The sequence below is a fragment of the Singulisphaera rosea genome (genome assembly GCF_054877945.1).
Map to the genome: position 1 here is coordinate 117,717 of NZ_JBTYIP020000024.1, position 24,976 is coordinate 142,692.

Here is a 24,976-nt window from a genome sequence, read left to right on the forward strand (position 1 = left end):
CCATCGGGCAGACGCCGCAGGGCTTGGTGCCACGCAGTCTAGCTCTACGGTTTAGCGGACCCACCCGGCCGAGGCTCGCCGAAGAAGTGATGGGGCCGACTCGAGGCGAGGCACCCGAGTCGGCCCCATCGGATAATTGAACTGGCCCCCCCAGCGATTACTTCGGAATCTGGCCGAGCTCCACATCCTTCACGGTCAAGTCGCCGTAGATGACACGGTAGGTCTTGGAACCTTGAGGCCGGTACCGGAAGATCGGCGTGTCGGCTTGGCCGAACTGGACGCCCTTGCCGGTGTAGTAGGCGTCGGAGCCGGGAGGCATAGCCCAGACCAGACCGATGCCCTTGGCGACCTTGGCGATCCAGGCGTTGGTCGCCTCGTCGAGCCCAGCCTTCGTAACCTTGATGTCCTTGAGGACGTCGACGAGTGAGGGCATCTGGAGGTCGTTCGGGAACCGGCCTCCCGAGCGCTTGGAGTATTCGCCGAACAGATCCACAAGATCCTTCTCGACCGGCGGGGCTTGGTCGATGGCAAGGGGGATCGCCTGGGTCTTGTAGCCCTCCGGGGGCGTCATGCGGAACAGCGACTCGTCCAGGGGGGGGTCGAACACGAAGTCACTGTAGACCACCGTCTTCGTCCCGTCGGCGTTTAAGCGGATCTGGGACTCCATGCGCACCGGGAGGTCTGTCTTGGCGTCGACCCAGACGACGGACGTCCAGCCGCCTGCCGAGAGCCGGAATCCGCGGGCCGGCCGGCCGTCGACCAGTCGCTCCCCGAGATCCTCCTCCGGCTTGCCCCGGAAGTTCCGCAACTGGTCGATCTGGTCCTCGCCGCGTCCGGCCTGACCGTCGGCTTTATTCTCGAAGAGCGTGGCCATTTTGCCGGTCGTGTTGAGCACTAGACTCTTGCCCCGGATGCGGTCCATGATGGTGACACTACCGCCCGGCAGTTCGGTCCTGATCAGTCCGGGCTCCATCCGGGAGACGCGGAACGGTTCGGAGGTGTCGCCGATCCGCATGGTGTACGTCATCGTGCGGGCGGCCTGGACGTGTTCCAGGACCTCGGCGAAGGCGACGCCCGGACCCTTGCGGCCCGAGGTCATGACGATGCCGGTGGCGCCAGCGGCCACAAGCAGGGCGGCGGCGATGCGGAGGAACGGGGGCATGTTTCTGATCCTTCCGCGGAGTAAGGAAAGCGCGGGCCTGGACGTTTCGCGTTGCAGGGCTGCCAGGGTCCGAGACACGATCTCGGGGGGTGGACCGTCGGGGACGTCGCCGTCGCGGAAGGCGTGGAGGACTCGGTCGAGCCGTTCGTCGGGCGTCATGGCGGCACCTCAGCTTTCTTGTCCCGAGGACACGGAACTCAGGGCTTCTCGCAACCCGGCTCGGGCCCGATGGAGCAGGCTGCCCACGGCGTTGGGCGTGATTCCCAGATGATGGCCAACCTCCTGGTAGCTCCACTGGTCCAGATAATGCAGGCAGAAGGCCTCAGCCTGATGGGGCGGCAAATCGGCCAAGGCGCGGCGGATCTGCTCGTTCAGTTCCTGAGCCTCAGCCTCAAGGGACGGGCCGGGCACAGGGCATGGCACGGTCGCCTCGTCGAAGAGGTGTCCGCCCCGCCCGGATTGTCTCAGCCGGTGCCGCAGCCGGTCGAGCGCCCGGGCGGTGGCCAAACGTTGCAGGAAGCCGCCCCAGTTCTCGACCCGCTGCCTGCCTGCGGCCGACAGGGCCGAAAGGAAGGCTTCCTGGAAGCAGTCGCCCGCGTCGGCGTGATTGCCCAGGAGCCGATAGGCGGTGCGCCAGACGAGCCGGCCATGTTGTCCCACGATCGCGTCCCAGTCGGGCATGGGCCTCTTCCCTTCGAGCCTCGGGAGAGTCGTCACCCTGTATTGTCGCCGGGGCGGACCGTTTTCTTACGGAGGACCTCGGATAATGGTTGTGCTATGTGAACTAATGTATAGTATATCGCGCGAGGCGACGTCGCCTCGCCGCGTCCGCGGTCTCCGACGGAGAGCGGCCCGGGCCGGCGCGCGAACCGCCGACCCTGGCCATCTCGGGCACTTACCCTCCCGCCGAATAGCGGTTGGACGATCAACGAAGACTTGTCATCAACGAACTCGGCCAGATCCTCGCTCTGGCAAGCTCGACGACGGGCGGTGACGGAAGCCTGCTCCTTCTCTCGCCCGACGGAGTCACCGTAGTTCCGCCTGATTTTCCCGAACTCCCCATCGCACCCGTGCCGGAACCATCGACTCTCGCCGTTTTTGGCCTCCTCTCCGTCGCATTGGGCTGGGATACTTTACGAAGGCGGAATCAAGAAAGGTGACATAGAAATTGTTGATTATTTCGATAAAGTAGAGAAAGCAATTCTTAGTATCAATGGTTGCACGGGTACGTGTTATCAATGAATCTTTTGTCGATCACGGGACGAGATTTAATTCGTTGTGCCCGCCTTCTGGTCTCGCCGTCATAAGGTTGAGCCCAGCGAATCCGGCCCCATCGTCGGCCAAGGCTTTGCAGCCGGCGGTGACGGAGCGGTTCTGCGGCGTCGCCTGATTGGGGACGATCCGGTTCAGGGGAAGGTTGTTAGGGATTTGATGAAGGAGAAGATCGGCTGGAGATTCTTGACGAGTTTCTCATCCGCAGTCGCCAGGTCGCAGCCCTCCCGCTCGGCCAGTGCCACGTAGAGGCAGTCGAAGACGTTGTGGCGAGCCCGAATGGAGATCTCGACGGCTCTCGGCATGAGGGGGATGATCGGGAAATAGAGCGGCGAGTCGAGAATGTCCCTCTGGACGCCTATCTGCTCCCAGTTCTTCGGGAGCAAGAAGAGGGGGACGCAACAAATGAATGACCTCGGTTGGCCCGGTTTCCGGTGGGAGGTCACTCGGCCGTTCCGAGTTGTGGACCTCTCAAATCTTCGCGACGTCCATTGGGCCAACCGACGCCCCTCGCGATTCGGAGGACACGATCGTAGGGTGGCTGAGGATGCGTACCGTGATCTCTCACCTTCGTTCAATCCTTGAACGAGACCACGGCCTGTTGGGTGGTCGGCGGGAGTTGGTGGAACTCGCTTCGGGAGAAGCCGGCGCGGGCGAACATGGCCTGGAATTCGGCGAAGGTGTAGGCATCGCCGCGGGCGGTCGTGGCGAGCATGACCAGGGCGAAGCCGGCGGTCGGCGGCGGGGTGAGGCGGTCGGGTTCGGGGATGAAATCCAGGGTCAGGGCCCGGCCGCCCGGGGCGAGGGCCGCGTAGGCCTTGGCCGCCAGTTGTTCGCAGGTCGGGGTGTCGAAGTGGTGGAGGAAGTTCGTCAGGAGGACGACGTCGTAAGGGCCTCCCCAATCCACGTCGAAAGCGCTGCCGGGGCGCAGGGCGTATCTCTCGGAGACGCCGGCGTGGCGGGCATTTTCCTCGGCGACGGCCAGGACGTTCGGCCAGTCCAGGGCCGTGACGTGGGCCTCGGCATGACGCCGGGCGATGGCGATGCCGAATAGGCCGTGGCCCGCGGCGACGTCGAGCACGCGCAGGGGGCGACCGGCGGGTTCACCGACGAGATTGGCGAGCAACTCGGACGGCATCCGCATCAGGGGAGACATCGCGCGGGCGAACTCGACCCAGACGGGGTTGTCGTGGGAGACCGTCCCCTCGTCGGAGACGGCCGTGCCGCCCCGGCGCACGGCCTCGGGTAGCCGTTGGAAGCTCTCCCGCAATTGGGGGGAGAGCATGAAACGCGTGGCATCGCCCACGTAGGCCGGCGACGAGCGATCGAGGAACACCTTCGTGTCCTCGGGCAGCGCGTAGCGGTCGCCGTCCTTGCGGAGGAAGCCGCTGATGGTCAGGTAGTCGGCCAGGATGCGCACGCCTCGGGGCGAGGCCTGGCACGCTTCGGCCAGGGCTGTGGCCGTCTGGTGTCCCGCCGCCAATTGTGAGAACAGGTCCAGCTCGATCGCCGCTCGGAGGGCTTCCGTGCGCTGATAGGCGCTGATGGTTTCGAAGAATAAGGCGGGGGACGGTCCTTGTGTCGCCATGATCGATCTCGACTCGAAAGGGCTGGAGCTCGGCCGACGGGCCGTGGCTCGATCCCGCGTCAGGTGATACCGGGGTGGAATGCCTCCTTCGTTATCCGAAATCGCGTCGGGGGTCAATCGTCGAGGGGTGAGCGTTCGAGCGCCCGCCCTCGATTCGGGCGCAGAGTTCGAGGCAAACGTCTTCGATTTCTCCGGTGTATGATTGCGTCGGTCATCACCGTAGTCGTGTCGGGAGTTGGCCGCGTCTCCTCAACGATCGAAGGGCGAGCTCATGGCGAAGGTCGCGAGGCGAAGGCGGGTCTGGGCCGCTCCGGTTTGCGAGGCCCTGGAAGGGCGGCAGCTTCCTTCGGCCGTCGGTGTCGGCGTCGGGGGCCGCGCGGCGGAGGTCCACGTCCTTGATGCGAAAGGTCCCCGGGCCGGGACGCCGTCGCTGTTCATCGAGCCGCAGGCGGGGCGGGGGCCGATCCTCAAGGCGATCAACTCGGCGCGGTCGCAGATCCGGCTGGGGATCTGCAACCTGAGCGACCCCGTGATCGGCGACGCGCTGGCCGCCGCGGTTGCGAGGGGGGTGGATGTCCGGGTCATCGTCGACCAGGCCGACTACCACGCCAAGCCGCCCGAGCAGCAGGAGATCGCCCGGCTGATCGCCGCGGGGGTCTCGGTCCACCTGAGCAACGCGGTCTTTCCCCAGAGCTTCGAGAAGGAGCTGGTGATCGACCGGCGCAAGGTGCTCATCATGACGATGTGCCTCGTCCCTGAGACGTTCGAGGACACCCGCGACTACGGGCTCGTCGTCTCGGACCGTCGGGTGATCCGGGAGGTCACGTCGGTCTTCGACACCGACTGGGCGTATTCCGCCCCGCCGGGGGACGCGACGCCTCCTTACAACCCGACGCCTCCCCTCCACGTCGCGAGCCTGATCTGGGGCCCGACCGACGCGACGGCCAAGCTCTCGCAGTTGATCCAGTCGGCCAGGCGCACGATCGACGTGACCACCGAGTTGCTCGACGACCCGTATCTCGAAGGGCAGTTGATCGACGCGGTCAATCGAGGGGTCCGCGTCCGCCTGATCACCCCGGTCGTCCCTCGAGGGGGCCCGTCGAACGTGCCCCAGATCGCCTTCCTCGATGGCCAGGGGATCCAGGTCCGGGTGACGACCGACCAGTCGCCCCCGCCTGGGGCGATGCCATACATGCATGCGAAGACGATGGTGGTCGACGGCCGGACGGCCTACCTCGGCTCGATCGACATCGAGACCACCGAGGCCACCCAGGATCGGGAGCTCGGCATCATCTTCCGGCAGCCCGTCCCGGTCCACCAACTCCTCGGCCAGTTCCGGCAGGATTGGGCGAGGGCCCAGGGGCCCACGGCTTGAGCCGATTCCTCCCGAGCGACGCTTGATCGGGAAATACCGACTCGGCGAGATCGATTTCACAATCCCCGCGAATCGGTTCTATGGTCTCGATGGAGGGTGCGCCGGGATTCCGGCGGCCTTGACGTTGCCACGTTCGCGACAGGGCAATGGCACCCGGCCGATGGCCGGGTCTCGGTCTTCGGGGGAGCGGTTTTACGACCTGGATCGGGAGGGGCGACATCGGCGGTGTCCCCATGTCGGGCGGATCGGCGTAGGAGTTCTTCGGAGCCGGCAATCGCCCAGGGGTGTCGTCGGAGTCGGTCTCGAGGTCGGCGGATTTTCTTAATTAGCGGCCTGCCGCTCACCGGATGACGCATATCCTGTTGGCTGGGCCCTGGGCTCCGCGGATGGCCGCAGAGGCGGCCATCCTGCCCGGGCCATCGGCGTTCGGCCCAAAAGATGCTAGGATGCTTTGTTGAGGGGATGGTGCGGCGAGTTCGTTCGAGGTGGTGCCGGGAATTCCTTGAAAGGCGGGGTTTTCCGATGGGTGGACGGTGATCGTGAGGTGATCGCACGGGCCGCGGGACGATTCGCGGCCCAGGGGCGTTGCCGAATCGAGGAGGGACGCGGATCATGGCCGAAGTGGAGCTGGCGCGACGACTCGGCGATACGACCGAATGTGATCGGGAGCCGATCCACATCCCCGGGGCAATCCAACCGCACGGCGCCTTGCTCGCCCTCCGGGCCGAAGACCTGACGATCCTCCGTGCCAGTGCCAACGTACCCGATCTCCTGGGCCTCGACCTCGAGGACCTGCTGGGCCGGCCGCTTGCCGATTTCGTCGGGCCCGGCCCGATCGAGCACATCCTCGACGCCTTGCGAGGGGATGTCGAGGGGAACAACCCGATCGAGCTCGACGTCCTCGCCGTCCCGGGCGAGACGTTCGACGCGATCCTCCACCCTGGCGACGACGCGATCCTCCTGGAGCTCGAGCCGAGGTCGCGCGCCGAAGAGGATCGGAGCCGTGCGCCCTCGGCGACGCTCCGCGGGGCGCTCGCCCGACTCCAGGCCAGCCGGGGCCTCGACGAGCTCTTCGAGACCGTCGTCGGGGAGATCCGCCGGCTGACGGGTTACGACCGGGTCCTCGTCTATCGGTTCGATCCCGACTGGAATGGCCAGGTCATCGCCGAGTCGCACGCCGAGGGGATCGAGCCCTTCCTCGGCCTTCATTTCCCCGCCGCCGATATCCCGGCGCAGGCCCGTGAGCTCTACACCCGCAACCACATCCGGCACATCCCGGACGCCGCCTACGAGCCCGCCGCCCTGGTCGGGGGCGACGGCACGCTGGACATGACCGCGTGTGCCCTCCGTAGCGTCTCGCCGATCCACCGCGAATACATGCGAAATATGGGGGTCGTCGCCTCGCTGAGCATCTCCCTCGTGCGAGAAGGGAAGCTTTGGGGGCTCATCGCCTGCCACCACGCGTCTCCGCGGTTCCTCTCCTACGGGACGAGGCAGGACTGCGCGTTGCTCGGCCAACTCGCGTCGGCCCAGGTCGAGTCTCGCGAGGCCATGGATACCTCCCGCGACCACGCCGAGCGCACGGCCTTGCAGGCGAGGTTCCTCGAGGCGATCTCGACCTCGGAACATTTCGGGGAGGCCCTGGCCGGGGCCAGCCCGAACCTCCTCGACTATATCGACGCGGCCGGGGTCGCGGTCCTCTTCGACGACCGGTGTTCGACCGTCGGGCAGACACCGAATCGCGCCGCCCTGGAGAAACTCAGGCGTTGGCTCCTGGCCGAGGCCGAAACCCCGGTGTTCCACACCCAGGCGTTGGCGACGGCCTACCGGCCGGCGCGAATGCGGCGAGGGCTTGCCGGGGGGCTCCTCGCGATTGAGGTCGCGCGTGAGCGAGGCGGATACGTCCTCTGGTTCCGCCCCGAAGTCGTCCGCACGGTGACCTGGGGGGGCGACCCTTCGAAGCCGGGCCGGGGTGACGAGGCCGGGCGTGTCGGGCCCAGGGAATCGTTCGAGGCGTGGGCGCAGGTCGTGAAGGGGCACTCGCACCCCTGGACGCCCCAGGAGATCAACGCCGCCTTGTCGCTGCGGAACATCCTGGTCAGCGTCGCCGACGCGGAGATGCAGCGCCAGGGTGCCGAGGCCCGCTTGCTGCACGAGGCGACCCACGACGCCTTGACCGGCCTGCCCAATCGGCTGCTCTTCCAACTCCGCCTCGAGCAGGCGATCGCGGTGGCCTCGGCCTCGGAGCGGCCCCTGGCCTTGCTCCTGATCGACCTCGACCGATTCAAGGAGATCAACAATACCTTCGGCCACCACTACGGCGACATCGCCCTCCGGCAACTGCGGCCGAGGCTCCAGGAGGCGGTCCGCTCGACCGACACCATCGCCCGGCTCGGCGGCGACGAGTTCGGGATCCTGCTCCCCGGCCGTGGGGAGGAGGGGGCCCTCGAGGTGGCGAAGCGGGTCCAGGGATGCCTGGCCCGGCCGCTCGACGTGGACGGGTACCACCTCGACGTCAGCGGCAGCGTCGGCATCGCCCTCTTCCCGCACCACGGACCCGACGCGGTGGCGCTCGTGCAGCGTGCGGACGTGGCGATGTACGCGGCGAAGCGGGGCCGCCGGGGCCACGCCGTCTTCTCCGCCGAACAGGCCCAGTACAGCCCGCGCCGACTGGCCTTGATGGCCGACCTCCGCCAGGCGATCGAGCGGAGCCAGCTCTTCCTCCAGTTCCAACCCAAGGTCGACCTGACGACCATGCGACCCCACGGGGCGGAGGCCCTCATGCGCTGGTCGCATCCTCGGGAAGGGCTCATCCCGCCCGGCGAATTCATCCCCTGGGCCGAGCTCACGGGGCTGATCCGGCCGCTCGACCTCTGGGCCCTGGACGCCGCGCTCGCCCAGTGCCGGGCCTGGCAAAGTGCGGGGCTCAAGCTCGACGTCGCGGTGAACCTCGGCGTGGAGAGCCTGCAGGACATCGAGCTCCCCAACACGATCGGCCGTCTCCTGAACGACTCGAAGACGCCCCCCTCCTGGCTGACGGTGGAGGTCACCGAAAGCGCCATGATGGCCGAGCCCGCCCGGGCGATGGAGGTCCTGGGCCGGATCCACGAGATGGGGGTCCGGATCTCGATCGACGACTTCGGCACGGGCTACTCGTCGCTCGCCTATCTCAAGGATCTCCCCGTCGACGAGGTCAAGGTCGACCGCGCCTTCGTCAAGGGCATGGCCGTCGACCCGAAGGACGCCCAGATCGTCCGCACCGTGATCGAGCTCGGCCACAACCTCGGCCTCCGCGTCGTGGCCGAAGGCATCGAAGACCGCGCGACCGTCGACCTGCTGGCGTCCATGGGTTGCGACGACGCCCAGGGCTATTTCTTCAGCCGACCCCTCCCCCCCGAAAACATCGCGGGCTGGATGACGTCGCGATCAGTCGATTGAATAAGTGTTTGTAAGTTTTCTTATGCCCGGGGCGCGGCGAGCCGGTCCATCGTGCACCGTTCGGCGTCGTCCTCGCGTGATCAGGCGTCGGGGCGATCCAGGATCACGTCCCCGCTTCGCCGTTGGCGAAGCGGGGACGGACAGGGTGGGCTCGCATCGCGTGATCAGATCAGGCCACGTCGCCAGGTCTTCACGTCGATGTTCTCGCCATTGTTGATGGGGGCCCCTTGCGGGCTGGTCACGAGGGAGACGTCGACCATCAGCCGCTCGAGGCGAGGCAACGAGACATTCCCCCGAGGGATAAGGGTGACCTGGTTGTTCAACGCGTAGTAGACCGCCCAACAGAGCGAAATGCGATGGTCAATAATCACGACTGAGGCGTCGTGAACCCTGACCAGCCGGCCCGCGAAGACATTGTAGGCCAAGGGGTTCTGGGCTCCGGTCGTGCTCAAAGCGCCGTTGAAATGAACGACCAGGGCCAGCCTCCTTCTCAGGAAGGGCCTGGTGGAGATCACGACCGGTTGCACCTGAATCGCGGTGACGGTGGTCGGCGAGGTGGGGGGCGCCGACACGTTCAGGCTGAGAGCCGCTGAGGTCCCGTTGAGCGTGGCCACGATCGTCAACGACCCGGGCGCGACGCCGGTCGCCAGGCCAGACCCGTTGATGGTCGCGATCGCGGGGGCGCTCGAAGCCCAATGGACCTGATTGGTCAGGTTCTGGGTCGAGCCGTCGGAATACTCTCCGGTCGCGGTGAACTGGACGTTCTGGCCGGTCTCGATGCTGGAGCTCGGCGCACTGATTATGATCGACATCAGCTTCGCCGCCGTCACCGTCACGGCCGCCGAGCCGCTCACCTCGTCAAGCCTGGCGGTGATCGCCGAAGTCCCGGTGGCCAGGCCCGTCGCGACCCCGTTCGCATTGATCGAGGCGACGGACGGAGCGGCGGAGGCCCACGTCACCTTGCTCGTCAGGACGACCGTCGACTTGTCCGAGTACGTCCCGACGGCGACGTACTGCGTCGTCAGTCCCTTGGCCACGCTCGCCGAGGCGGGCGTCACCGCGATCGACATCAACACGGGGGCGGTGACGTTGAGACTGGTCGAAGCGTTCACACCCCCGAGCGTGGCGGTGATGTTGGAGGACCCGATCGCGAGCCCCGTGGCGAGGCCGCTCGCGTTGATGCCGGCGACGGCCGACGAGGCCGAGGCCCACGTGACGGACCCGGTCAGGTCCTTGGTGGACTTATCCGTATACGTCCCGACGGCGGTGAATTGCTGCGTCAGCCCGTCGGCGACGCTGGGGTTGGTCGGCGTGATGGCCAACCCGGTCAGGACGGGGGCCGTGACGTTGAGCGTGGTCGACGTGCTGACGCCGTCGAGCGATGCGCTGATGCTCGAGGAGCCAATCGCCAGGCCCGTCGCGAGTCCCGCCGCGTCGATGGTCGCGATGGACTGCAAGGCCGAGGCCCAGGTGACGGACCCGGTCAGGTCCTTGGTGGATTTATCAGAATAAGTGCCGACGACCGTAAACTGCTGGGTGAGTCCATCCGCGACGCTGGGGTTGGCGGGTGAGATCGCCAGCGCGGTGAGGACGGGTGCGGTGACGTTGAGGGTGGTGGAGGCGTCGATCCCGTCGAGCGTGGCGGTGACGTTGGACGTCCCGATATCGAGTCCCGTCGCCAGTCCCGCGGCATCGATGCTGGCGATGGAGGCCGAGGCGGACGCCCAGGTGACCGTTCCGGTGAGGTCCTTGGTGGACTTGTCGGAGTACGTCCCCGTGGCGGAGAACTGCTGGGTCAACCCGTCGGCGACGCTCGGGTTCGCCGGGGTGATGGCCAACGAGGTGAGGATGGGAGCGGTGACGTTGAGGGTGGTCGAAGCGTCCACGCCGTCAAGGGAGGCGGTGATGTTCGAGGTGCCGACCCCGAGCCCCGTCGCGAGTCCCGCCGCGTCGATGGAGGCGACCGCTGTGGCGGCCGAGGCCCACGCGACGGACCCGGTGAGATCCTTGGTGGACTTGTCCGAATACGTCCCCGTCGCGGTGAATTGCTGCGTCAGCCCGTCGGCGACGCTGGGGTTGGTCGGGGCAATCGTGAGCGAAGACAGGACGGGTGCGGTGACGTTGAGCGTGGTCGAGGCGCCGACGCCGCCGAGCATCGCCGTGATGTTGGAGGTGCCGACGTCGAGACCCGTCGCCAGACCGGTTGCGTCGATGGAGGCGACGCTCGTCGAAGAGGAAGCCCAGGTGACGGAACTGGTGAGGTCCTTGGTGGACTTATCCGAGTATGTCCCGGTGGCGGAGAACTGCTGGGTGAGTCCGTCCGCGAGATTGGGGTTGCTCGGGGTGATGTCCAGGGAGGAGAGGACGGGAGCGGTGACGTGGAGGGTGGTGGAGGCGTCAATGCCGTCGAGCGCGGCGGTGATGCTCGATGAGCCGATCGCGAGCCCCGTGGCGAGCCCGTTCGCGTCGATGCTCGCGACGGAGGTCGTGCCGGACGACCACGTGACCTGGCTCGTCAGGTCCTGGGTCGAGCCATCCGCATACGTGCCCGTGGCGGTGAATTGCTCCGTCAAACCGCTGGCGACACTGGGGTCGGCCGGGGAGACGGTGATCGACGTGGGCGAGGGTATCGTCTCGGTGAGATTATCGGCGGCGAAGTATGCGGGGGTGTTCATCCCGAACGTCGGGTCGTTCTGGGACGACTCGAGGCCGAATTGCAGGCTCTGGGCCCCCGCGAGCGAGCTCAGGTCGACGGTCTGCCAGGTGTTGACGATGTAGGCGTTCGTCCCCTGGAAATTGGCCAGGTAGAAGTCGACCTCGCCGACCTTGGTCCCCGTGCCGCTCGCCCCGGTGAACCCGTCGATCGTCAGGAGGAAGAAGTCCCCCGACCCGAACTTCGGCGTGAACAGGTCACCATTGAGCATGGTGAGATAGGTGTAAGTGGTGTTCGTCACCTGGATCGACTGGGGAGTCGCGCCGTTCGGCAGGTTGACGAAGGTGTCGGCGGGATGGAAGGGGTCGGCCGTCGCCCCGAACGTGAAGCCGACGCCGTAGGTCGAGGAGCCGTCGGCCCCCGAACCCGTGATGGCGCTATATTGGTTCGTGAATCCGGGGGTGGTGGTGTCGGTCATCGTGGACAGGGCCCACCCCGACCAGATCCCTCCGAAATCGCTGCTGAATTCGTTGAGGAACGCGTTGCCCGCGTCGTTGAAGCCGGTGGACCCCGCATTGTTGTTGAAAGAATTCGGAGGGACCCCGAGTCCTTCGAACGTCGCGACGGTCGTCGCCAGGAGTTGCCGGGCTTCGAGCGACTCGAGGTCCGCGGTCCCGAGGAATCCCCCCACCGATCGCCGGTTCCTCCGGCGATTCCCCGTGGTATTCCGCAGCGATGTCAGTCGTCGAAGCGCGTGCATGGCGAAATCCCTGGCTCATTTCGGATCAAGTAATTGGTGTCGTATCGTCGTTGAGGCGGTCGTGTGGTCTTGCGACCGACGTGGCGATGTTTGCGGCCTGGAATGAAACCCGAACACGCGGGACACTGTGGTACTTGGAGGCTGTCTCAAAACCCGGTTTTTAAGGAAATATCCAGAGAGCCGGGTGCCACGGGTTCCGTCTTCGGACCCCGTGGCACCCTCGACCTCTGCCAACTCGCCGGTTTCGCTCCATGAGCCTTAAGAAAGAGCCTGTTTTGGAACCGGTGGCAACGCGATGCCAAACGGAAGCTTGTACGTTATTATAGCGGATCACACACGCGTTGCGCACGTCGGAGGAAAACGGGGACTGGCTCCCGGCAGGATCAGGCTGGGGTTTTCGCGAATGAACATGGAGGCCGGGTGCCTGTCCCCATTTTCCGGGCCGGCGTTCGGCGTGCGTGCATGACAAGCCGATCGCGACTCCGGGATTTTCTGAGCAGGCACCTACGCTTCGCTGCGGAGCCAGTCCCCGTTTCCGCCTCCGCTCTCGGGTCACAGACACGCCGTACCGTGTGCAACCCAACCGTTTGCCGCTCTAGTATTGAGAAAAGGATTAAATCCTCTTTGGGATGCGACGGACGCTGACTACAGGGGTGCACGAGTCGGTCCAGGGCAAAGACGACCAGTGCGGATCTCGGATCAAGGTCGTCCGGAAGTGAAGCACGTACGGCGACGATGGTTTGGCTGAGCCTTCTTTGAGGAAGACTCTCGCGGCCGGCCATCGCCATGATTCGTGCGCTACGAACTTCCGAAGGTCGATGCCGACCCGTAGTCAGATTCGCCGCGACTCGCTCGTCCCTCGCAGAGCGTCGCCCACAATGGTGTTGGTAGGTCTTCTGACTTTCGAGCTGGGGAGACGAGCCTTCTCATCAAGCGACCCAGGGGGCCGGCTCGACAATGGCAGATGGAGGTGCGTCGCCCGTGATCACTCGGTTACAGCGGCGGGGCCGTTCCGGATTCGCACCGGATTCCCTGTTTCCCGGTCGTGGTAGGTTGTTCACGACCGGTGACCAACACCTGTACGCAGGGACGAATTTAAACGATTGTTGAGACTGCTGTCAATCGGCCCGACCTGGATTGCTGCGAAAGGTTGGCCGTTTGAGTGAAGTCGGTCGACTGCGTGGATTTTTTGGTTATTGCATTCTCGGGGGTTGAAGATGAGCACCCCTCCCTCGATTCTCAAGGCTCGACGGAATCGTGGGCCTTCGGGACTTCCTGGTGTTCCGTCTGGCTTTCATTCGCCACGATTCGGCGGCGCGAGGAGAGCTCGGCCCAGATGCGCCGTTTGGTGTCCGGGGATGCGTCGCGCCAAGTGATGATCTCGGCGATCGTCCGCGCACAGCCGATGCACAGGCCGGAGGTGCTGTCCATCCGGCAGATCCCCACGCAGGGGCTGGCCACGAATTCGGGCATCGTCGGCGCACCTTCGCGAGGGCGGGGATCAGAGTTGGTCGGCGCTGATGATCTCGCCGCCGCGTTGGGAGAGGACCGCGGCCAGGACCTTCGGATCGAGGTTGTCTTTCAGGAACCGGGCCGATCCGTCGCCGAAGGCGAAATAGGCCCCGCCGACGTGGTAGCTGGCGAACTCCTGGCCGAACTCGCACCCGATCTTGCCGAGTAACGGCGAGGTGCTGGTCACCTGGCACGACGCCCAGATCGTCCCCGGCACGGTGCCGTTCCGGGCGCTGATGGGGGCGCTCTGGTCGAGGAAGTTCTTGTGGCCGATCCAGTAGCCGAACGAGGCCTCGTGGGCCTCGCCGACGAGGATGGTGTAGGTCGTGCCGTCGGTCATGCTGAGGACCGAGCTATTGGGGAGGGACGAGGTCAGCAAGACCCCGCGAGGCGTCCCCGAGGTATCCCCCTGGTTGGCGTAGTTGTTCTGGCAATTTGTGCCGGGGAAGCATCGCAGGGCGCGCTCGCCGTAGTTGCCCGAGTAGTCGTTGCGCCCGAACTGCAACGGCGATGACGGGGCATCGCCGTTGGGCCTCGTGAGCGACGAGTATTGACTGGTGGGGCAGAGGAAGAGGGACAGCGAGGTGGCCCCGGCCGTGGTGTTTTGGGGCTCGATGTACCACAGGCTCTGATTAATGCTGTTGTAGAGCGGTGATTGTTCGGCAAATGGGAGGATGGCCGTCCCCCAACTGGCCATGCGCCTGGCCCGGGCCGCGGGGAGGTTGGCGACCGTGACGCTGGCCATGCTCAGGCCGTAGCCGCCGGCGGGGAAGACGTTGTAGGTGCCCTGGTACGACTGGAAGGCGATGCCGATCTGCTTGAGGTTGTTCGAGCACTGGGCGCGCCGGGCGGCCTCGCGAGCGGCCTGCACGGCGGGCAGGAGCAGGGCGATCAGCACGGCGATGATGGCGATCACCACCAGCAATTCGATGAGCGTGAAGCCACGATGGGGCGTGGCCAGGGGACGAGGGCGCACGAGAGACGCAGCCTTTCCGCCGGGTCGGGCGTGAAATCCGGCTTCGGTGTCCCGGCTCGCGGCCCATCGCAGACGTCCTGCGTGCGGGCCGCCCGGAAGCTCCGGGTCCGAAGCGTCGGAACCGATCTCGACGGGCAGGTCTTCTGGCTCTCGGCTCGTGGCGGCGTCCGGATAGCCTTCCCGCCTCGCGGCAGTGGCAGAGGATCCGGAATCCTGGCCGATCACAGCGGCGGCCCCGCGACGGATTTGCACCGTCTTCCCTATTCTCCCCCGGCCCTTGGCAAAAGGCCGGCGGCACCCGTCGAGCGTCTGTATTACAGCGACACCCCGGTTTCGCTGTCAAGGACCGCCGCCATGAATTCGTTAGTCGATATGAATGCGTCACAAAGCAATAAATGAGGCAGGCCCGCATGAAGGGCCAAGCCGACGGTCCCCCTCTCCGCCTTGTCGCTCGAGTCCATTCTCGCCGGGATCTTTGCCCTGGGCCCTCCGCGTCGACGGCCAATTGCCCCGGAATCCACGCCCTTCAAAATGTCGATCTGGAAGATTTTTTTGGGATCATGTCCGGTCGGTGTGGAGTCCCTGATAACCCTGTCGAAGGGGGTCGTGAGACGGCCCCGCGAGGAACACGACGAACGAAACGATGGGGGACCCGACGATGAAGACCGTTTTGCTGAAGCTGGTGGTGGCGGGCACGGCGGTGGCGGCGATGACCTCCGCGGCGGATGCAGGGGAACGCACCTACGGTGGCTCGTCCTCGAACGCGTCGCAGTGGGGGTATCCGCAGTGCCGTCCGGAGTCGGCCCCCTGCGACTACCCGCCTCCTCCCAGCGACGGCGGCTACTGCCCGCCGAGCTATCCGCCGACCAACTGCGGGTATCCCAGCGGTGGGAATTGCTACCCCGGCGGCGGTCGTCCCGGCTACCCCGGCTCGGGCGGCTACCCGAGCGGTGGCAATGGCTATCCTGGTGGCGGTTACCCCGGCTCGAGCGGCTACCCTGGTGGCGGTTACCCCGGCTCGAGCAGCTACCCTGGCGGGGGTCGTCCCGGCGGCTATCCCGGCTCGAGCGGCTATCCTGGCGGGGGGCGCCCCGGCTATCCCGGGTCCGGCAATGCGAGTGGGTATCCCCAATCCGGCCACGGCCCCGTCTGGGGACAGTCGGGCGGCAACTACCCCCGGCCCGGCGGGAACAGCTACCCCAACAACGGCGGGTCGCTTCCCCCGAATCGTGGGCCGGTCTGGGGGCAGTCGGGCGGCTACGGCCAGCCCGTGAGCTACTCGGGCGGCGGGTACGGCGGACACGCCGGCGGGCATGGCGGGCACAACGGGGGTCGGCGATAAGGCCGATCGAGACGGCGAATCTTGATGATGGTCGCCCCGGGGGGAACCTCGGGGCGTCTTCGTTTGTTGAGGAGCCCAATCATTCGCTCGGCGGGGTGAGCGTGAAGACGCCGAACGGGCGCGACGACGTTTCGAGGCCGACTTCCCACTTGTTGAAGCGGACGAGCCAGCCGTCGGCTTCGAGGGCCTCCAGGAGGCGGAGGCTCATGGTGCGGAAGGGGTCGGAGAGGAGAACCCGTCCGCCTGCCGCCAGGTTGGTCTCGAAGATCCGGCGGAGCTGCGGGTGGAGCGACTCGCCGTAGAGGATGTCCGAGCCGAGGATCCAGTCGTAGCGTCCGGCGTCGTCCCAGGCGGTCCAGTCGGCGAGGCGAAGCTCGACCGCCGCGACGCCGTTCCGTTCGCCGTTGCGGCGGCAGAGGTGGAGCGCCAGCTCGTCGCGGTCGGTCTGAACCACCTTACCGCCGAACGACGCCGCGACGATGCCGGGGAGGCCCGTGCCGGAGCCGAGCTCCAGGACGCGCTTCCCCACGAACTCTCCCGCGAGTCCGACGATCTCGTGCACCAGCGCGATCGAAGACGGCCAGAGGGAGACGCCGTAGGGCAGGCGGTTCTCCTGCGGCTCGATGACCCGCGACTCGTCCTCGCGGGTCAGGACTGCACCCGTGTGGAGGATCGTCCACTCGCGGCCTCCTTGCCTCGTGCGGTACTCCTGGAGCCGGAAGTCGCCGCCCGTGGTGCCGAGCGTCTGCTGCGTCGTTGTGCTCTCGTCCATACCGCCACTTTACTGCTCAGGTCTCGGGCGGGTGAAGACGAGGCCTTCGCAAAAGTCCGATCGAAGCCTCGGCGCGATTTCTCGCCAGCCATTGACTTGTGTCGCAGGCTACGCAATGATGCGTATCGATCGACACGTCGGACAAATGGAGGACCAGGATGGCGGGTCGGAAGACGATCGCGATCACGGACCGGCAATTTGCGGTCCTGAAGGTGCTCTGGGCGTCCGGGCCGTTGACGGTCCGGGAGCTGATGGGGCACCTGCCTCGCGGGGACCGGCAGCCTTATACGACGGTGCTCGGGCTCTTGCAGGGGATGGAGAAGGGGGGCCTGGTCGCCCACGAGAAGGAGGCCCAGGCGCACCGCTACCGGCCCACGCTCACGGAGCGCGAGGCCACCTCGACGTTGTTGTCGGACTTCCTCGGCCGGTTCTTCCAGGGGTCGGCCGAGCGTCTGGTGCTGGGGCTGGTCGACTCCCAGCAAATCGACCCCGAGATGCTCAAGTCGATCGAAGCGAAACTCGCCGACACGTTTGAGCAAACCCCGGAGGCGGGGACCTCCGAGGCGAAAGGCCCCTCGAAGCGAGGAGGGCGGAAATCATGATCCGGTTCGTCGATGGCACGATCGACCCGTTCTTCTGGTTCCTGGCCGATTGGTCCGTTCGCTGGGGGGTGGTGATCCTCGCCCTCGCGGCGTGGTTCCGGATCCGGCCCCCGCGCCGGGCGGCGACCCGACACCTGCTCTGCGCGTCGGCACTGGCGGCGGGGCTGGTGCTGCCCCTGGCACCACGGTGGTCGATCCCCTGGCGACGGCCCGCACCGACGCCTTTGCCGGCCGCCTTGCCGACCGTCGCAAAGGGGCCGGTTGTGCTCGATACAAGACTGCTCGTCCCGAGGACGAGCGCGCCGGCCGAGACCCCGGCCTCTCAGCCGCCGACCCCGGTCGTTGTCCGTGCCGGGGTGCGTACCTCGGAGGTACCGGCACGCATTGAAAGGTCCGCGATCCCCGAGCCCGAGGTCGCCGAAGGCCTGGGACCCTGGCGCCAGGCCAGGGTCGTCCTGGGGGTAGCCTGGTTGGCGGGGATGCTCGTGTCCCTGGTCCGTCTCCTCGTGGGTGGGAGGATCCTGGCCCGGCTGCGGTCGTCGTCGAATCCCGTCTCCGGTGAGGCCCTGGTCCGATACCGGTCGGAGCTCGGCGTCCGCAGGGGTGTCGTGATGGCGACACACGAGGCGGTCGGGTCGCCGGTCCTGCTTGGCGGCCTCGCGCCGACGATCCTGGTCCCAGACGACTGGGACGCCTGGCCCGAGGCGACGAGGCGGGCCTGCCTGCTCCACGAGCTGGCCCACTTGGAGAGGTGGGACGACCTGGCGAAGCTCGCCGCCGAGCTGGCGCGGGTCCCGTTCTGGTTCCACCCGGGGCTCGCCTGGCTCCTGGCCCGGCTCGACCGCGAGGCCGAGCTGGCCTGCGACGACATGGCCGTCGGCCGAGGCGTCGCGCCGGCCGAGCTCGCGAAGTTGCTCCTCGACTTCGCCGCCCGTCCGCTCCGGCTCGATCTCCGGCGGCTTGGCGTCGGCGGCCAAACCCTGTCCTTTTTCGACCGGAACACGGTCTTGACCCGGATCACACGACTTCTGGAGGACGACATGTCTCGAGCGATCATCCCTCCGTCGAAGCTCCGCTCAATCGCCCTGGTCGTGGCTGTCGCCGCTCTGGCGTCGGCGATCGGCGGGGCCCAGGGCCGGGCGCTGGAACCCGACGCCCCGCCGCAACCGGCCGCAAAGCCGAAGGATGCCGGCCAAGGGCAGGGGACTGCCCCCAAGTCGTTCTCGGTGGTCGTCAAAGACGCGGAGGGACGACCGGTCGAAGGGGCGACCGTGGTCGCCGGACTCATCCCGACGAATCCCGGACAGGAGGGTGTGGCCACCGACGTGACCTCCTCAAGCACCGGCGTCGATGGCTCCGCCCGGTTCGATCGCGAGCCGAAGCCGGGGATCTGGGTCATCGCGTTCAAGGAGGGGCATTCCTTCATGAGCCGAAACCTGCTCGACCCGACGGGGGCGATCCCGACCTCGCTGGCCCTCCCCCGCACCCGGGTGCTTTCGGGAACGGTCGTCGACGCCGCAGGCCGGCCGATCGAAGGGGCCGAGGTACGAGTCGAGGGGGCGTATCGGACCTCCGGCCGGACGCCGGTCTTCTATTTCGCCCCCGCCCTCCAGGCACTGACGAAGGAGAAGCCGATCCAGCGGGCCTTCGTTACCCGGTCGGACGCGAGCGGGAGCTTCCGCTTGGAAGCACTCCCCGAGCAGGCCCAGGTCGCCCTGGTGGCCTCGGCGGAGGGGAAGGCGACGACACAAACCGCGTTGCGGAAAGAGGGGCCCCGCGCCGCCGACAAGGCCGAGGATCCCGTCCGCATCGTGCTCAACGACGAGGCGCGGGTGTCGGGGCGGGTCGTCTCGGCCGTGTCCGGCGTCGGGGTCTCGGGACGATCGGTGACGCTCCGAGGGATCGCCGAGGGGGCGAGCGTCTCGCTCCGAGGGAAGGCGACGACCGACGCCGAAGGGCGGTTCGAGATCCGAGGTCTCGGCGCGGGCCGGGCGAACATCCTCCTCGATGACGTGCCCGCCGACGGGCCCTGGACGTTCATCGCCGCGACCGACGTCCGCCTGACCCCGGGCTCGACCGCCGCGGCGAGGATCAAGCTGGTCGAGGGCGTGAAGGTCACCGGCTCGGTGACCTCAACCGACGGCAAGCCGATCCCCGGCGCCTCCGTCACCGTCTACGGGGCGAGGAACCCGATGAACGGCGGCTCGACGCCGGTAACGGTCCTCAGCGACCCCTCCGGCGTCTATCGCTTCCGGATGCCGCCGGGGAACGCCTATGTCATGCTGAATGGCAGCGTCCCGGGATACACGAGCCTGGGCAATACCGAGTCGAACCGGAGCGTGCTCATCCCGGACGGCCAGCCGACCTTCACCCTCCCGGTATTCGCGATGGCGCCCGGAGTCAACCTGACCGGTCGGATCGTCGACGCGACGGGCAAGCCGCTCGAGGGGGCGAAGCTCGTCGGCGTCTGCAACCAGACCTATTGCTCGCCGCTGAACCAGCCCTCGGCAACCGCCGACGCCCAGGGACATTTCCGCCTCGACATGCAGGCGGACGGGCAGCCCATCCCGCTCAATCAGGGGGTCACGTTCCAGGTCCGACTGGCAAGCGGGCAGGAGTTCGACGCCTCGCTCGTCCCGACGGGCAAAGGCGAGGTGACGATCAAGCTGCCGACCCTTCGGGACGGCGGGCCGAAAGGACCCGAAACGGTTGCCCCCGACGAGATCGCCGGGGTCGTCACCGACGTCGAGGGGAAGCCCCTCGAAGGGGTTTTGGTCCATCCTTATAGCTGGGTCCCGTTCATCAAGACGAAGAGCGACAAGGAGGGCAAGTTCCGCGTCAAGGTCCCCGAGCAAGGCAAGGTCGAGGTCCGGCTCAGCAAGGACGGATTCGAGCCTCGCGAGTTCCTGGCACATCCCACGGGTCAGCCGGGCTGGGTCGTGGTGATGGGGAGCCGGACCTACTTCGAAGGCCGGGTCCTCGGGCCCGACGGGGGACCGGTCGCAGACGCCCCGATCCGCGCCGACGCCGGTCCGAGACAGATGGCAGGGGCCCGCATGGGCGAATGTTGGACCGAGGGACTCTCGGGCAAGGACGGCCGGTATCGGCTCTATGTCGAACCCGGGATGTACGAGTTCCAGATTCGTGTCCCGGGCGTTGGCGTAATCCGCTCGCCGAAGCATGCGATCGCCACCGACGAGGCCCAGACCCTCGACCTCTCGCTCGGGTCGGGAGTTGATTTCGAGGCCCGCGTGGTCGACGCCCAGGACGGCAAACCGGTCGCGGGCCTCGTCCTGAAAGACTGGCGCAACCCGACCGTCTCGGGGACCTCCGACTCCGAGGGGATCCTCCGCATCCCCTCGATGTTGCCGGGCGACTTCAAGTTCGGCTCGATCGAGGCCGAAGGCTACGCGCGGTGGTGGTCCGACGCCTGCCTCAATGAGTGGAGCCGCTATCAGAAAGCGGACCGCTTCGGCTTCCAGCGCAACTTCGACGGGCTCGACTTCGCGATGAAGCCCGGCATGGCCCGCGTGACGATCCAGGTCGAGAAGGCCGCCACGATCCGAGGCCGGGTCATCGACCCCGACGGCAAGCCGGTCGCCGGCGCCACCGTCGCCCCCGCCCTGACCGGCTCCGGCAACTCGCTGACCGGCGACACTCGCTTCAGCGTCGAGACCAAACCGGACGGCACGTTCACCATGCGGCTGCCGGCCAGCGGCGAGATCGCCTACAACCTCGTCGCCCACGACGGCAAGTACCAGCAATGGCGGACCTGGGCCAACGGCGTCGTCGACCCGTTCCGGACGACCCCCGGCCAGGTGATCGAGGGGATGACCCTCCGACTGTCGAAACCGGCGACCGTCCGGGGCCGCCTGGTCGACGCCGAAGGCAAGCCCGTCGCCGGCCGGGAGGTCCGCGCCAGCGCCGTGGACAAGCGGGAGAACCGCTACTACGACCCGACCACCAAGTCCGGTGCCGACGGCACGTTCGAGCTCCACTTCATCCGCGCCGGCGAGCAGTTCGTCCAGGCCGCCCCGTTCTATCTCGACGCCAGCCAGGCCCCGCCCGGGACCAGCGGCAGGCTGACCCTTGCCGAGGGCGAGACCAAGGCCGGGCTCGAACTGATCGCGGACCCGGAACGCTGAATGGCGGCCGGGCGCGACGACGTTCGGATCCTCGCCGGGCGGCCGTCCCTCGGGGCGGTCGTCACGGTCGCCAATCCGCCTGCGGGCGGGGCGGTGGGCCGCGCGGATGTCTTCGGGGTCGATGAGCCGGTTGTTCCAGAACCGATAGGTGGCCTCGGTGGCGGCCCAACCGCCCGAGGCCTGCCGGCCTCCGGCGCGTCGAGCAGGTCGTTGACCCGTCTGACCAAACCTCGGTTCGAGCGTCGCTCTCCGAGGTCGACATGGCAGAGTTCGAGCGATGATCGCATGGTGCTCTCACGAACATTCAGGCAAGCAGGATTGAACTTATGGCTAATGGTTGGTAAGGGACCGTGAGAACGAGGGATTTCACGACGTGGGGGTCATTGGATCGCTTGCGATGCCGGGGGAGACTGTCCTTAGAGCCGATCCCAGTAGGCGGGCTTGAGCCTTGAAAACAAGGCGTTTTTCAGCCTGCTGGGATCAGCTCTCGGTACGGCTCACCGCAATCAAAGGTCCGGAATTCAAGGAGCGTCAGGACTTCGACGAGTCGGCTGGGCTGATCGCCTTAACTTAATGGACTGTTTGGTTTTGAATTCCGAACCATGTTTTGCGGTGAGGGGTGCTTAGGACACTCCGTCCTTGCCCTCTCCGGGCCCGACGGCCGGCCCCAGCCTCGACAGTCGGGACGACGGCGACGGATTCCCTGACCATGTTGGCCAAAGGCGACGCATCCCGGTTCTATAATAAGGGAAATGACGTTCATCCTGTCGTGGAGCCACCATGAGCCGATGCGCTCGTTGCTTCGAGTTGCCAGCACCGGTCCCCCAGACCGGGATCCTCTGCATCGCCCCCCCGCTCGCCCATACGCTCGGTACCGTGCGTGGCTTCCTCCGTCGATCCGACCTCGCGTACGCCGAGCCGGATGACAACGTGTTGGCCATCCCCTTGTCGGCCGGCGTCCTCCTGGGCCTCGCCCAGGGCCTTGGCAAGATCTTGAGCCAAGCCGAGTTGCGCGATACTCGTTCGTTCGTGACCGATGCCGAGGGGGGGCCGAGCCTGGCGGACCTGGCGTCGGTACAGCCCTTGGCCACGCTCTTCGCCCAGGTCCAGGGTGGAAGGTTCGCGACGATGATCGAGGAAGGCCGGTTGACCAGCCACTTCCAGCCGATCGTCCATGCCGTCGACCCGGAGAAGGTCTTCGGCTACGAATGTCTCCTCCGAGGCCTGGAGCTTGACGGCACCCTGGTTTACCCGGGCCTTCTCTACAAGGCCGCCCGGGACGCGGACTTCCTGTTCTCACTGGACCGGCAGGCACGCCTGACGGCGATCCGCACGGCGGTCGCGCATGGGCTTGACGCCACCCCGAATCGCCTTTTCATCAACTTTAACCCGACGTCGATTTATGACCCTACCTACTGCCTCCGCTCGACCGTTTCGGCGATCGCCGAAACCAGACTGCAACCCGATCGGATCGTTTTCGAGATCGTGGAGAGCGATCGGATCGAGGACGTGGAGAGCATGGTGAGGATCGTCGACTTCTACCGGCAAGCCGGATTTCAGGTCGCTCTCGACGACCTCGGTTCGGGCTTTGGCTCGTTGGACTTGCTGATCCGGCTCAAGCCCGATCTCGTCAAGCTCGACATGCAACTCGTGCGCAACGTGGATCAAGACTCCTACAAGGCAGGTATCCTAGCCAAGCTCCTGGAGATGGCCCGAGGGCTGGGGATCAAGACGGTCGCCGAAGGGATCGAGACGGAAGGAGAGTGGGGCTGGGTCCGCGAACATGGGGCCGACTACGTGCAGGGCTATTTGTTCGCACGACCTGACTGTCCACCGGGACGACCGCTCGTGCCCGCAGGAGCGAAGGCTTCCGGAAAGACCGGGTGATCGGGAGGGCGATCGAGCCGAGCGGCGTCGCGCTTCCCGAGCCCGACCGAAAATCGATGGGGGACGGAATTGAGCGGGAAGGGCCGACGACGTAGCCTTGGGGGGTGGGCCTCTCATCCCCCGGCGGCGTGCGGACACGGACCAATGACGATGACAAGAGCCGGATCCCTGGGCTTTTGGATGGCCTTGATCCTGGCGGGGACGACGGCCTCGGCCGATCGGCTCGCCGATTCCGTCGTGTTCGAGGTGGAGGCGGGGCCGCTAGCCAGGCGCGAGACGCCGGTGACCGCCCCGCTACCGGAGGCGTTGCGGGCCTCCGCCGGGCTCGTGCTCGAAGACCTCGAGGACCATCGGCCCGTCCCGGTTCAGCGCACGGCCGACTCCCCGGGGGGGTTGCCCGGGGTGGCCTGGATCGTCCGCGGCCCGCTCGCCGCGGGTGAGTCTCGACGTTATCGGTTGTCGGTCGCCGCAAATCCTCCAGTCGAGCGGCCCGAGGGGGGCATTCGGGCGTTTGCGGGCGGCAAACTCCTGGGTCCGGGCGGTGGCGCCCTCGACGGCCACGAGGCTGTGACGCTCCTGGTTGGCGAGACGCCCGTGCTGACTTATCAGGTCGCGATCCTCGAGCCGCCCGCAGGGATCGACCCCGTCTTCCGGCGGAGCGGGTTCATCCACCCGCTACGAACCCCCTCGGGCCTCGTCGTCACCGACGACTTCCCGCCCGACCATGCCCACCAGCACGGCCTCTTCTCGGCCTGGGTGAATACCACGTTCGAGGGCCGTCGCGTCGACTTCTGGAACCAGATCGGACGCACTGGTCGGGTCTCTTACGCTCGAGGTGTCGCGAATAAGGTGAGCGGAGGACCCGTTTTCGGCGACCTCGTCGCCGAGACCCTCCACGAGGACCTCACCGCTCCGGGAGGCCCGAAGCCGGTCCTCCGGGACCGCTGGCGTGTCCGGGTCTACGACGTCGGCGGGCCCTTCCTCCTCGACATCGACTCGACCCAACACATCGTCGACGGTGCGCTGACGATCAACAAATACCACTACGGCGGTCTCGCCCTGCGCGGGAATCGCCAGTGGTTCTCCGAGGCGTCGGAGCCCACGGACCCCGGGGCCTCGGCCGCGAAACCTCCCGGCGATTTCCTGACCGGCGAGGGGAAGGCCCGGATCGAGGGCAACCACACGCACCCGCGCTGGGTCGACCACTCGGGGCCCGTCGACGGCAAGGTCGGCGGCGTCGCGATCCTCGACAGCCCGTCCAACTTCCGATTCCCGCAGGCCGTCCGGCTCCATCCGACCAAACCGTACTTCTGCTTCGCCCCGATGGTCGACGACGCGTTCACACTGACAAAAGATCATCCCTATCGTTCGCGATACCGGATCGTCGTCCACGACGGGCCGCCCGACGCGAAGGCCCTCGAGCGGGCCTGGCGCGACTATGCGGAGCCTCCCCGAGTCCGGGTCGTCGCGGGGGCACATTGAGTTGAAGCCG

At 66.8% G+C, this 24,976-nt stretch carries 16 protein-coding genes and 2 riboswitches; of the genes, 8 read left to right on the top strand and 8 right to left on the bottom strand.

Annotated features, from left to right (window positions below; genetic code table 11):
* Positions 1-157 precede the first annotated feature (157 nt).
* Both ACYOEI_RS30395 and ACYOEI_RS30400 read right to left on the bottom strand, forming a co-directional pair.
* Positions 158-1,321 carry a LolA family protein gene (locus ACYOEI_RS30395; RefSeq protein WP_462853434.1) on the bottom strand — a complete coding sequence of 388 codons (1,164 nt, stop codon included), beginning with the start codon at positions 1,319-1,321 and terminating at the stop codon, positions 158-160.
* A gap of 9 nt (positions 1,322-1,330) precedes the next feature.
* Complete coding sequence (locus ACYOEI_RS30400) at positions 1,331-1,843, bottom strand: RNA polymerase sigma factor (RefSeq protein WP_462853436.1); 513 nt, start codon at positions 1,841-1,843, stop codon at positions 1,331-1,333.
* A 389-nt stretch (positions 1,844-2,232) separates the two neighbouring features.
* Here ACYOEI_RS30400 and ACYOEI_RS30405 point away from each other — a divergent pair, with 389 nt between their 5' ends.
* The gene (locus tag ACYOEI_RS30405) at positions 2,233-2,322 is read left to right on the top strand and encodes a PEP-CTERM sorting domain-containing protein (RefSeq protein ID WP_462853478.1); all 90 of its coding nucleotides are present in this window, start codon (positions 2,233-2,235) and stop codon (positions 2,320-2,322) included.
* A 246-nt stretch (positions 2,323-2,568) separates the two neighbouring features.
* Here the strand turns inward: ACYOEI_RS30405 and ACYOEI_RS30410 are convergent, their stop codons facing one another.
* Both ACYOEI_RS30410 and ACYOEI_RS30415 read right to left on the bottom strand, forming a co-directional pair.
* Positions 2,569-2,880 (bottom strand): type II toxin-antitoxin system VapC family toxin, encoded by a 312-nt coding sequence (locus ACYOEI_RS30410; protein WP_462853437.1) that lies wholly within the window; start codon positions 2,878-2,880, stop codon positions 2,569-2,571.
* Between the two features lie 128 nt (positions 2,881-3,008).
* On the bottom strand, positions 3,009-4,022 hold the full coding sequence (locus tag ACYOEI_RS30415) for a methyltransferase (RefSeq protein WP_462853439.1): 1,014 nt from the start codon (positions 4,020-4,022) through the stop codon (positions 3,009-3,011).
* Between the two features lie 271 nt (positions 4,023-4,293).
* Here ACYOEI_RS30415 and ACYOEI_RS30420 point away from each other — a divergent pair, with 271 nt between their 5' ends.
* Both ACYOEI_RS30420 and ACYOEI_RS30425 read left to right on the top strand, forming a co-directional pair.
* Complete coding sequence (locus ACYOEI_RS30420; protein ID WP_462853440.1) at positions 4,294-5,397, top strand: phospholipase D-like domain-containing protein; 1,104 nt, start codon at positions 4,294-4,296, stop codon at positions 5,395-5,397.
* 612 nt (positions 5,398-6,009) lie between these two features.
* Positions 6,010-8,835, top strand: coding sequence for a bifunctional diguanylate cyclase/phosphodiesterase (locus tag ACYOEI_RS30425; RefSeq protein ID WP_462853441.1), 2,826 nt, complete (start codon positions 6,010-6,012; stop codon positions 8,833-8,835).
* A gap of 164 nt (positions 8,836-8,999) precedes the next feature.
* Here ACYOEI_RS30425 and ACYOEI_RS30430 read toward each other — a convergent pair whose 3' ends face one another.
* The 3 genes from ACYOEI_RS30430 to ACYOEI_RS30440 form a co-directional block, all read right to left on the bottom strand.
* The gene (locus tag ACYOEI_RS30430) at positions 9,000-12,248 is read right to left on the bottom strand and encodes an Ig-like domain-containing protein (protein ID WP_462853443.1); all 3,249 of its coding nucleotides are present in this window, start codon (positions 12,246-12,248) and stop codon (positions 9,000-9,002) included.
* Between the two features lie 869 nt (positions 12,249-13,117).
* A riboswitch (cobalamin riboswitch) is annotated at positions 13,118-13,338 on the bottom strand.
* Positions 13,339-13,487: 149 nt separating this feature from the next.
* A complete protein-coding gene (locus tag ACYOEI_RS30435; RefSeq protein WP_462853444.1) occupies positions 13,488-13,721 on the bottom strand; it encodes a DUF1289 domain-containing protein in 234 nt (77 codons plus the stop codon).
* Positions 13,722-13,749: 28 nt separating this feature from the next.
* Positions 13,750-14,736, bottom strand: coding sequence for a DUF1559 domain-containing protein (locus tag ACYOEI_RS30440; RefSeq protein ID WP_462853446.1), 987 nt, complete (start codon positions 14,734-14,736; stop codon positions 13,750-13,752).
* Positions 14,737-14,852: 116 nt separating this feature from the next.
* Positions 14,853-15,053, bottom strand: a riboswitch (cobalamin riboswitch).
* 341 nt (positions 15,054-15,394) lie between these two features.
* On the opposite strand from ACYOEI_RS30440, the gene ACYOEI_RS30445 reads away from it, so the two are divergent.
* Positions 15,395-16,078 carry a hypothetical protein gene (locus tag ACYOEI_RS30445; protein WP_462853448.1) on the top strand — a complete coding sequence of 228 codons (684 nt, stop codon included), beginning with the start codon at positions 15,395-15,397 and terminating at the stop codon, positions 16,076-16,078.
* Between the two features lie 79 nt (positions 16,079-16,157).
* Here the strand turns inward: ACYOEI_RS30445 and ACYOEI_RS30450 are convergent, their stop codons facing one another.
* Entirely contained in the window at positions 16,158-16,850 is a 693-nt protein-coding gene (locus tag ACYOEI_RS30450; protein ID WP_462853449.1) for a class I SAM-dependent methyltransferase, read from the bottom strand.
* Between the two features lie 158 nt (positions 16,851-17,008).
* On the opposite strand from ACYOEI_RS30450, the gene ACYOEI_RS30455 reads away from it, so the two are divergent.
* From ACYOEI_RS30455 to ACYOEI_RS30470, 4 genes are all read left to right on the top strand, one after another.
* Entirely contained in the window at positions 17,009-17,452 is a 444-nt protein-coding gene (locus tag ACYOEI_RS30455; protein ID WP_462853451.1) for a BlaI/MecI/CopY family transcriptional regulator, read from the top strand.
* Positions 17,449-21,597, top strand: a complete 4,149-nt coding sequence (locus tag ACYOEI_RS30460) for a carboxypeptidase regulatory-like domain-containing protein (RefSeq protein WP_462853453.1) — start codon at positions 17,449-17,451, stop codon at positions 21,595-21,597. The genes ACYOEI_RS30455 and ACYOEI_RS30460 overlap by 4 nt, the downstream gene beginning before the upstream one ends.
* 780 nt (positions 21,598-22,377) lie before the next feature.
* Positions 22,378-23,484, top strand: coding sequence for an EAL domain-containing protein (locus tag ACYOEI_RS30465; RefSeq protein ID WP_462853454.1), 1,107 nt, complete (start codon positions 22,378-22,380; stop codon positions 23,482-23,484).
* A gap of 144 nt (positions 23,485-23,628) precedes the next feature.
* Complete coding sequence (locus tag ACYOEI_RS30470; protein WP_462853456.1) at positions 23,629-24,966, top strand: DUF6807 domain-containing protein; 1,338 nt, start codon at positions 23,629-23,631, stop codon at positions 24,964-24,966.
* Positions 24,967-24,976: the final 10 nt, after the last annotated feature.

Bases quoted from the DNA above. Each gene is read 5' to 3' on its own strand.
- ACYOEI_RS30395 (WP_462853434.1), bottom strand. From the start codon at position 1,321: ATGACGCCCGACGAACGGCTCGACCGAGTCCTCCACGCCTTCCGCGAC.
- ACYOEI_RS30400 (WP_462853436.1), bottom strand. From the start codon at position 1,843: ATGCCCGACTGGGACGCGATCGTGGGACAACATGGCCGGCTCGTCTGG.
- ACYOEI_RS30415 (WP_462853439.1), bottom strand. From the start codon at position 4,022: ATGGCGACACAAGGACCGTCCCCCGCCTTATTCTTCGAAACCATCAGC.
- ACYOEI_RS30420 (WP_462853440.1), top strand. From the start codon at position 4,294: ATGGCGAAGGTCGCGAGGCGAAGGCGGGTCTGGGCCGCTCCGGTTTGC.
- ACYOEI_RS30425 (WP_462853441.1), top strand. From the start codon at position 6,010: ATGGCCGAAGTGGAGCTGGCGCGACGACTCGGCGATACGACCGAATGT.
- ACYOEI_RS30430 (WP_462853443.1), bottom strand. From the start codon at position 12,248: ATGCACGCGCTTCGACGACTGACATCGCTGCGGAATACCACGGGGAAT.
- ACYOEI_RS30435 (WP_462853444.1), bottom strand. From the start codon at position 13,721: ATGCCCGAATTCGTGGCCAGCCCCTGCGTGGGGATCTGCCGGATGGAC.
- ACYOEI_RS30445 (WP_462853448.1), top strand. From the start codon at position 15,395: ATGAAGACCGTTTTGCTGAAGCTGGTGGTGGCGGGCACGGCGGTGGCG.
- ACYOEI_RS30450 (WP_462853449.1), bottom strand. From the start codon at position 16,850: ATGGACGAGAGCACAACGACGCAGCAGACGCTCGGCACCACGGGCGGC.
- ACYOEI_RS30455 (WP_462853451.1), top strand. From the start codon at position 17,009: ATGGCGGGTCGGAAGACGATCGCGATCACGGACCGGCAATTTGCGGTC.
- ACYOEI_RS30460 (WP_462853453.1), top strand. From the start codon at position 17,449: ATGATCCGGTTCGTCGATGGCACGATCGACCCGTTCTTCTGGTTCCTG.
- ACYOEI_RS30465 (WP_462853454.1), top strand. From the start codon at position 22,378: ATGAGCCGATGCGCTCGTTGCTTCGAGTTGCCAGCACCGGTCCCCCAG.
- ACYOEI_RS30470 (WP_462853456.1), top strand. From the start codon at position 23,629: ATGACGATGACAAGAGCCGGATCCCTGGGCTTTTGGATGGCCTTGATC.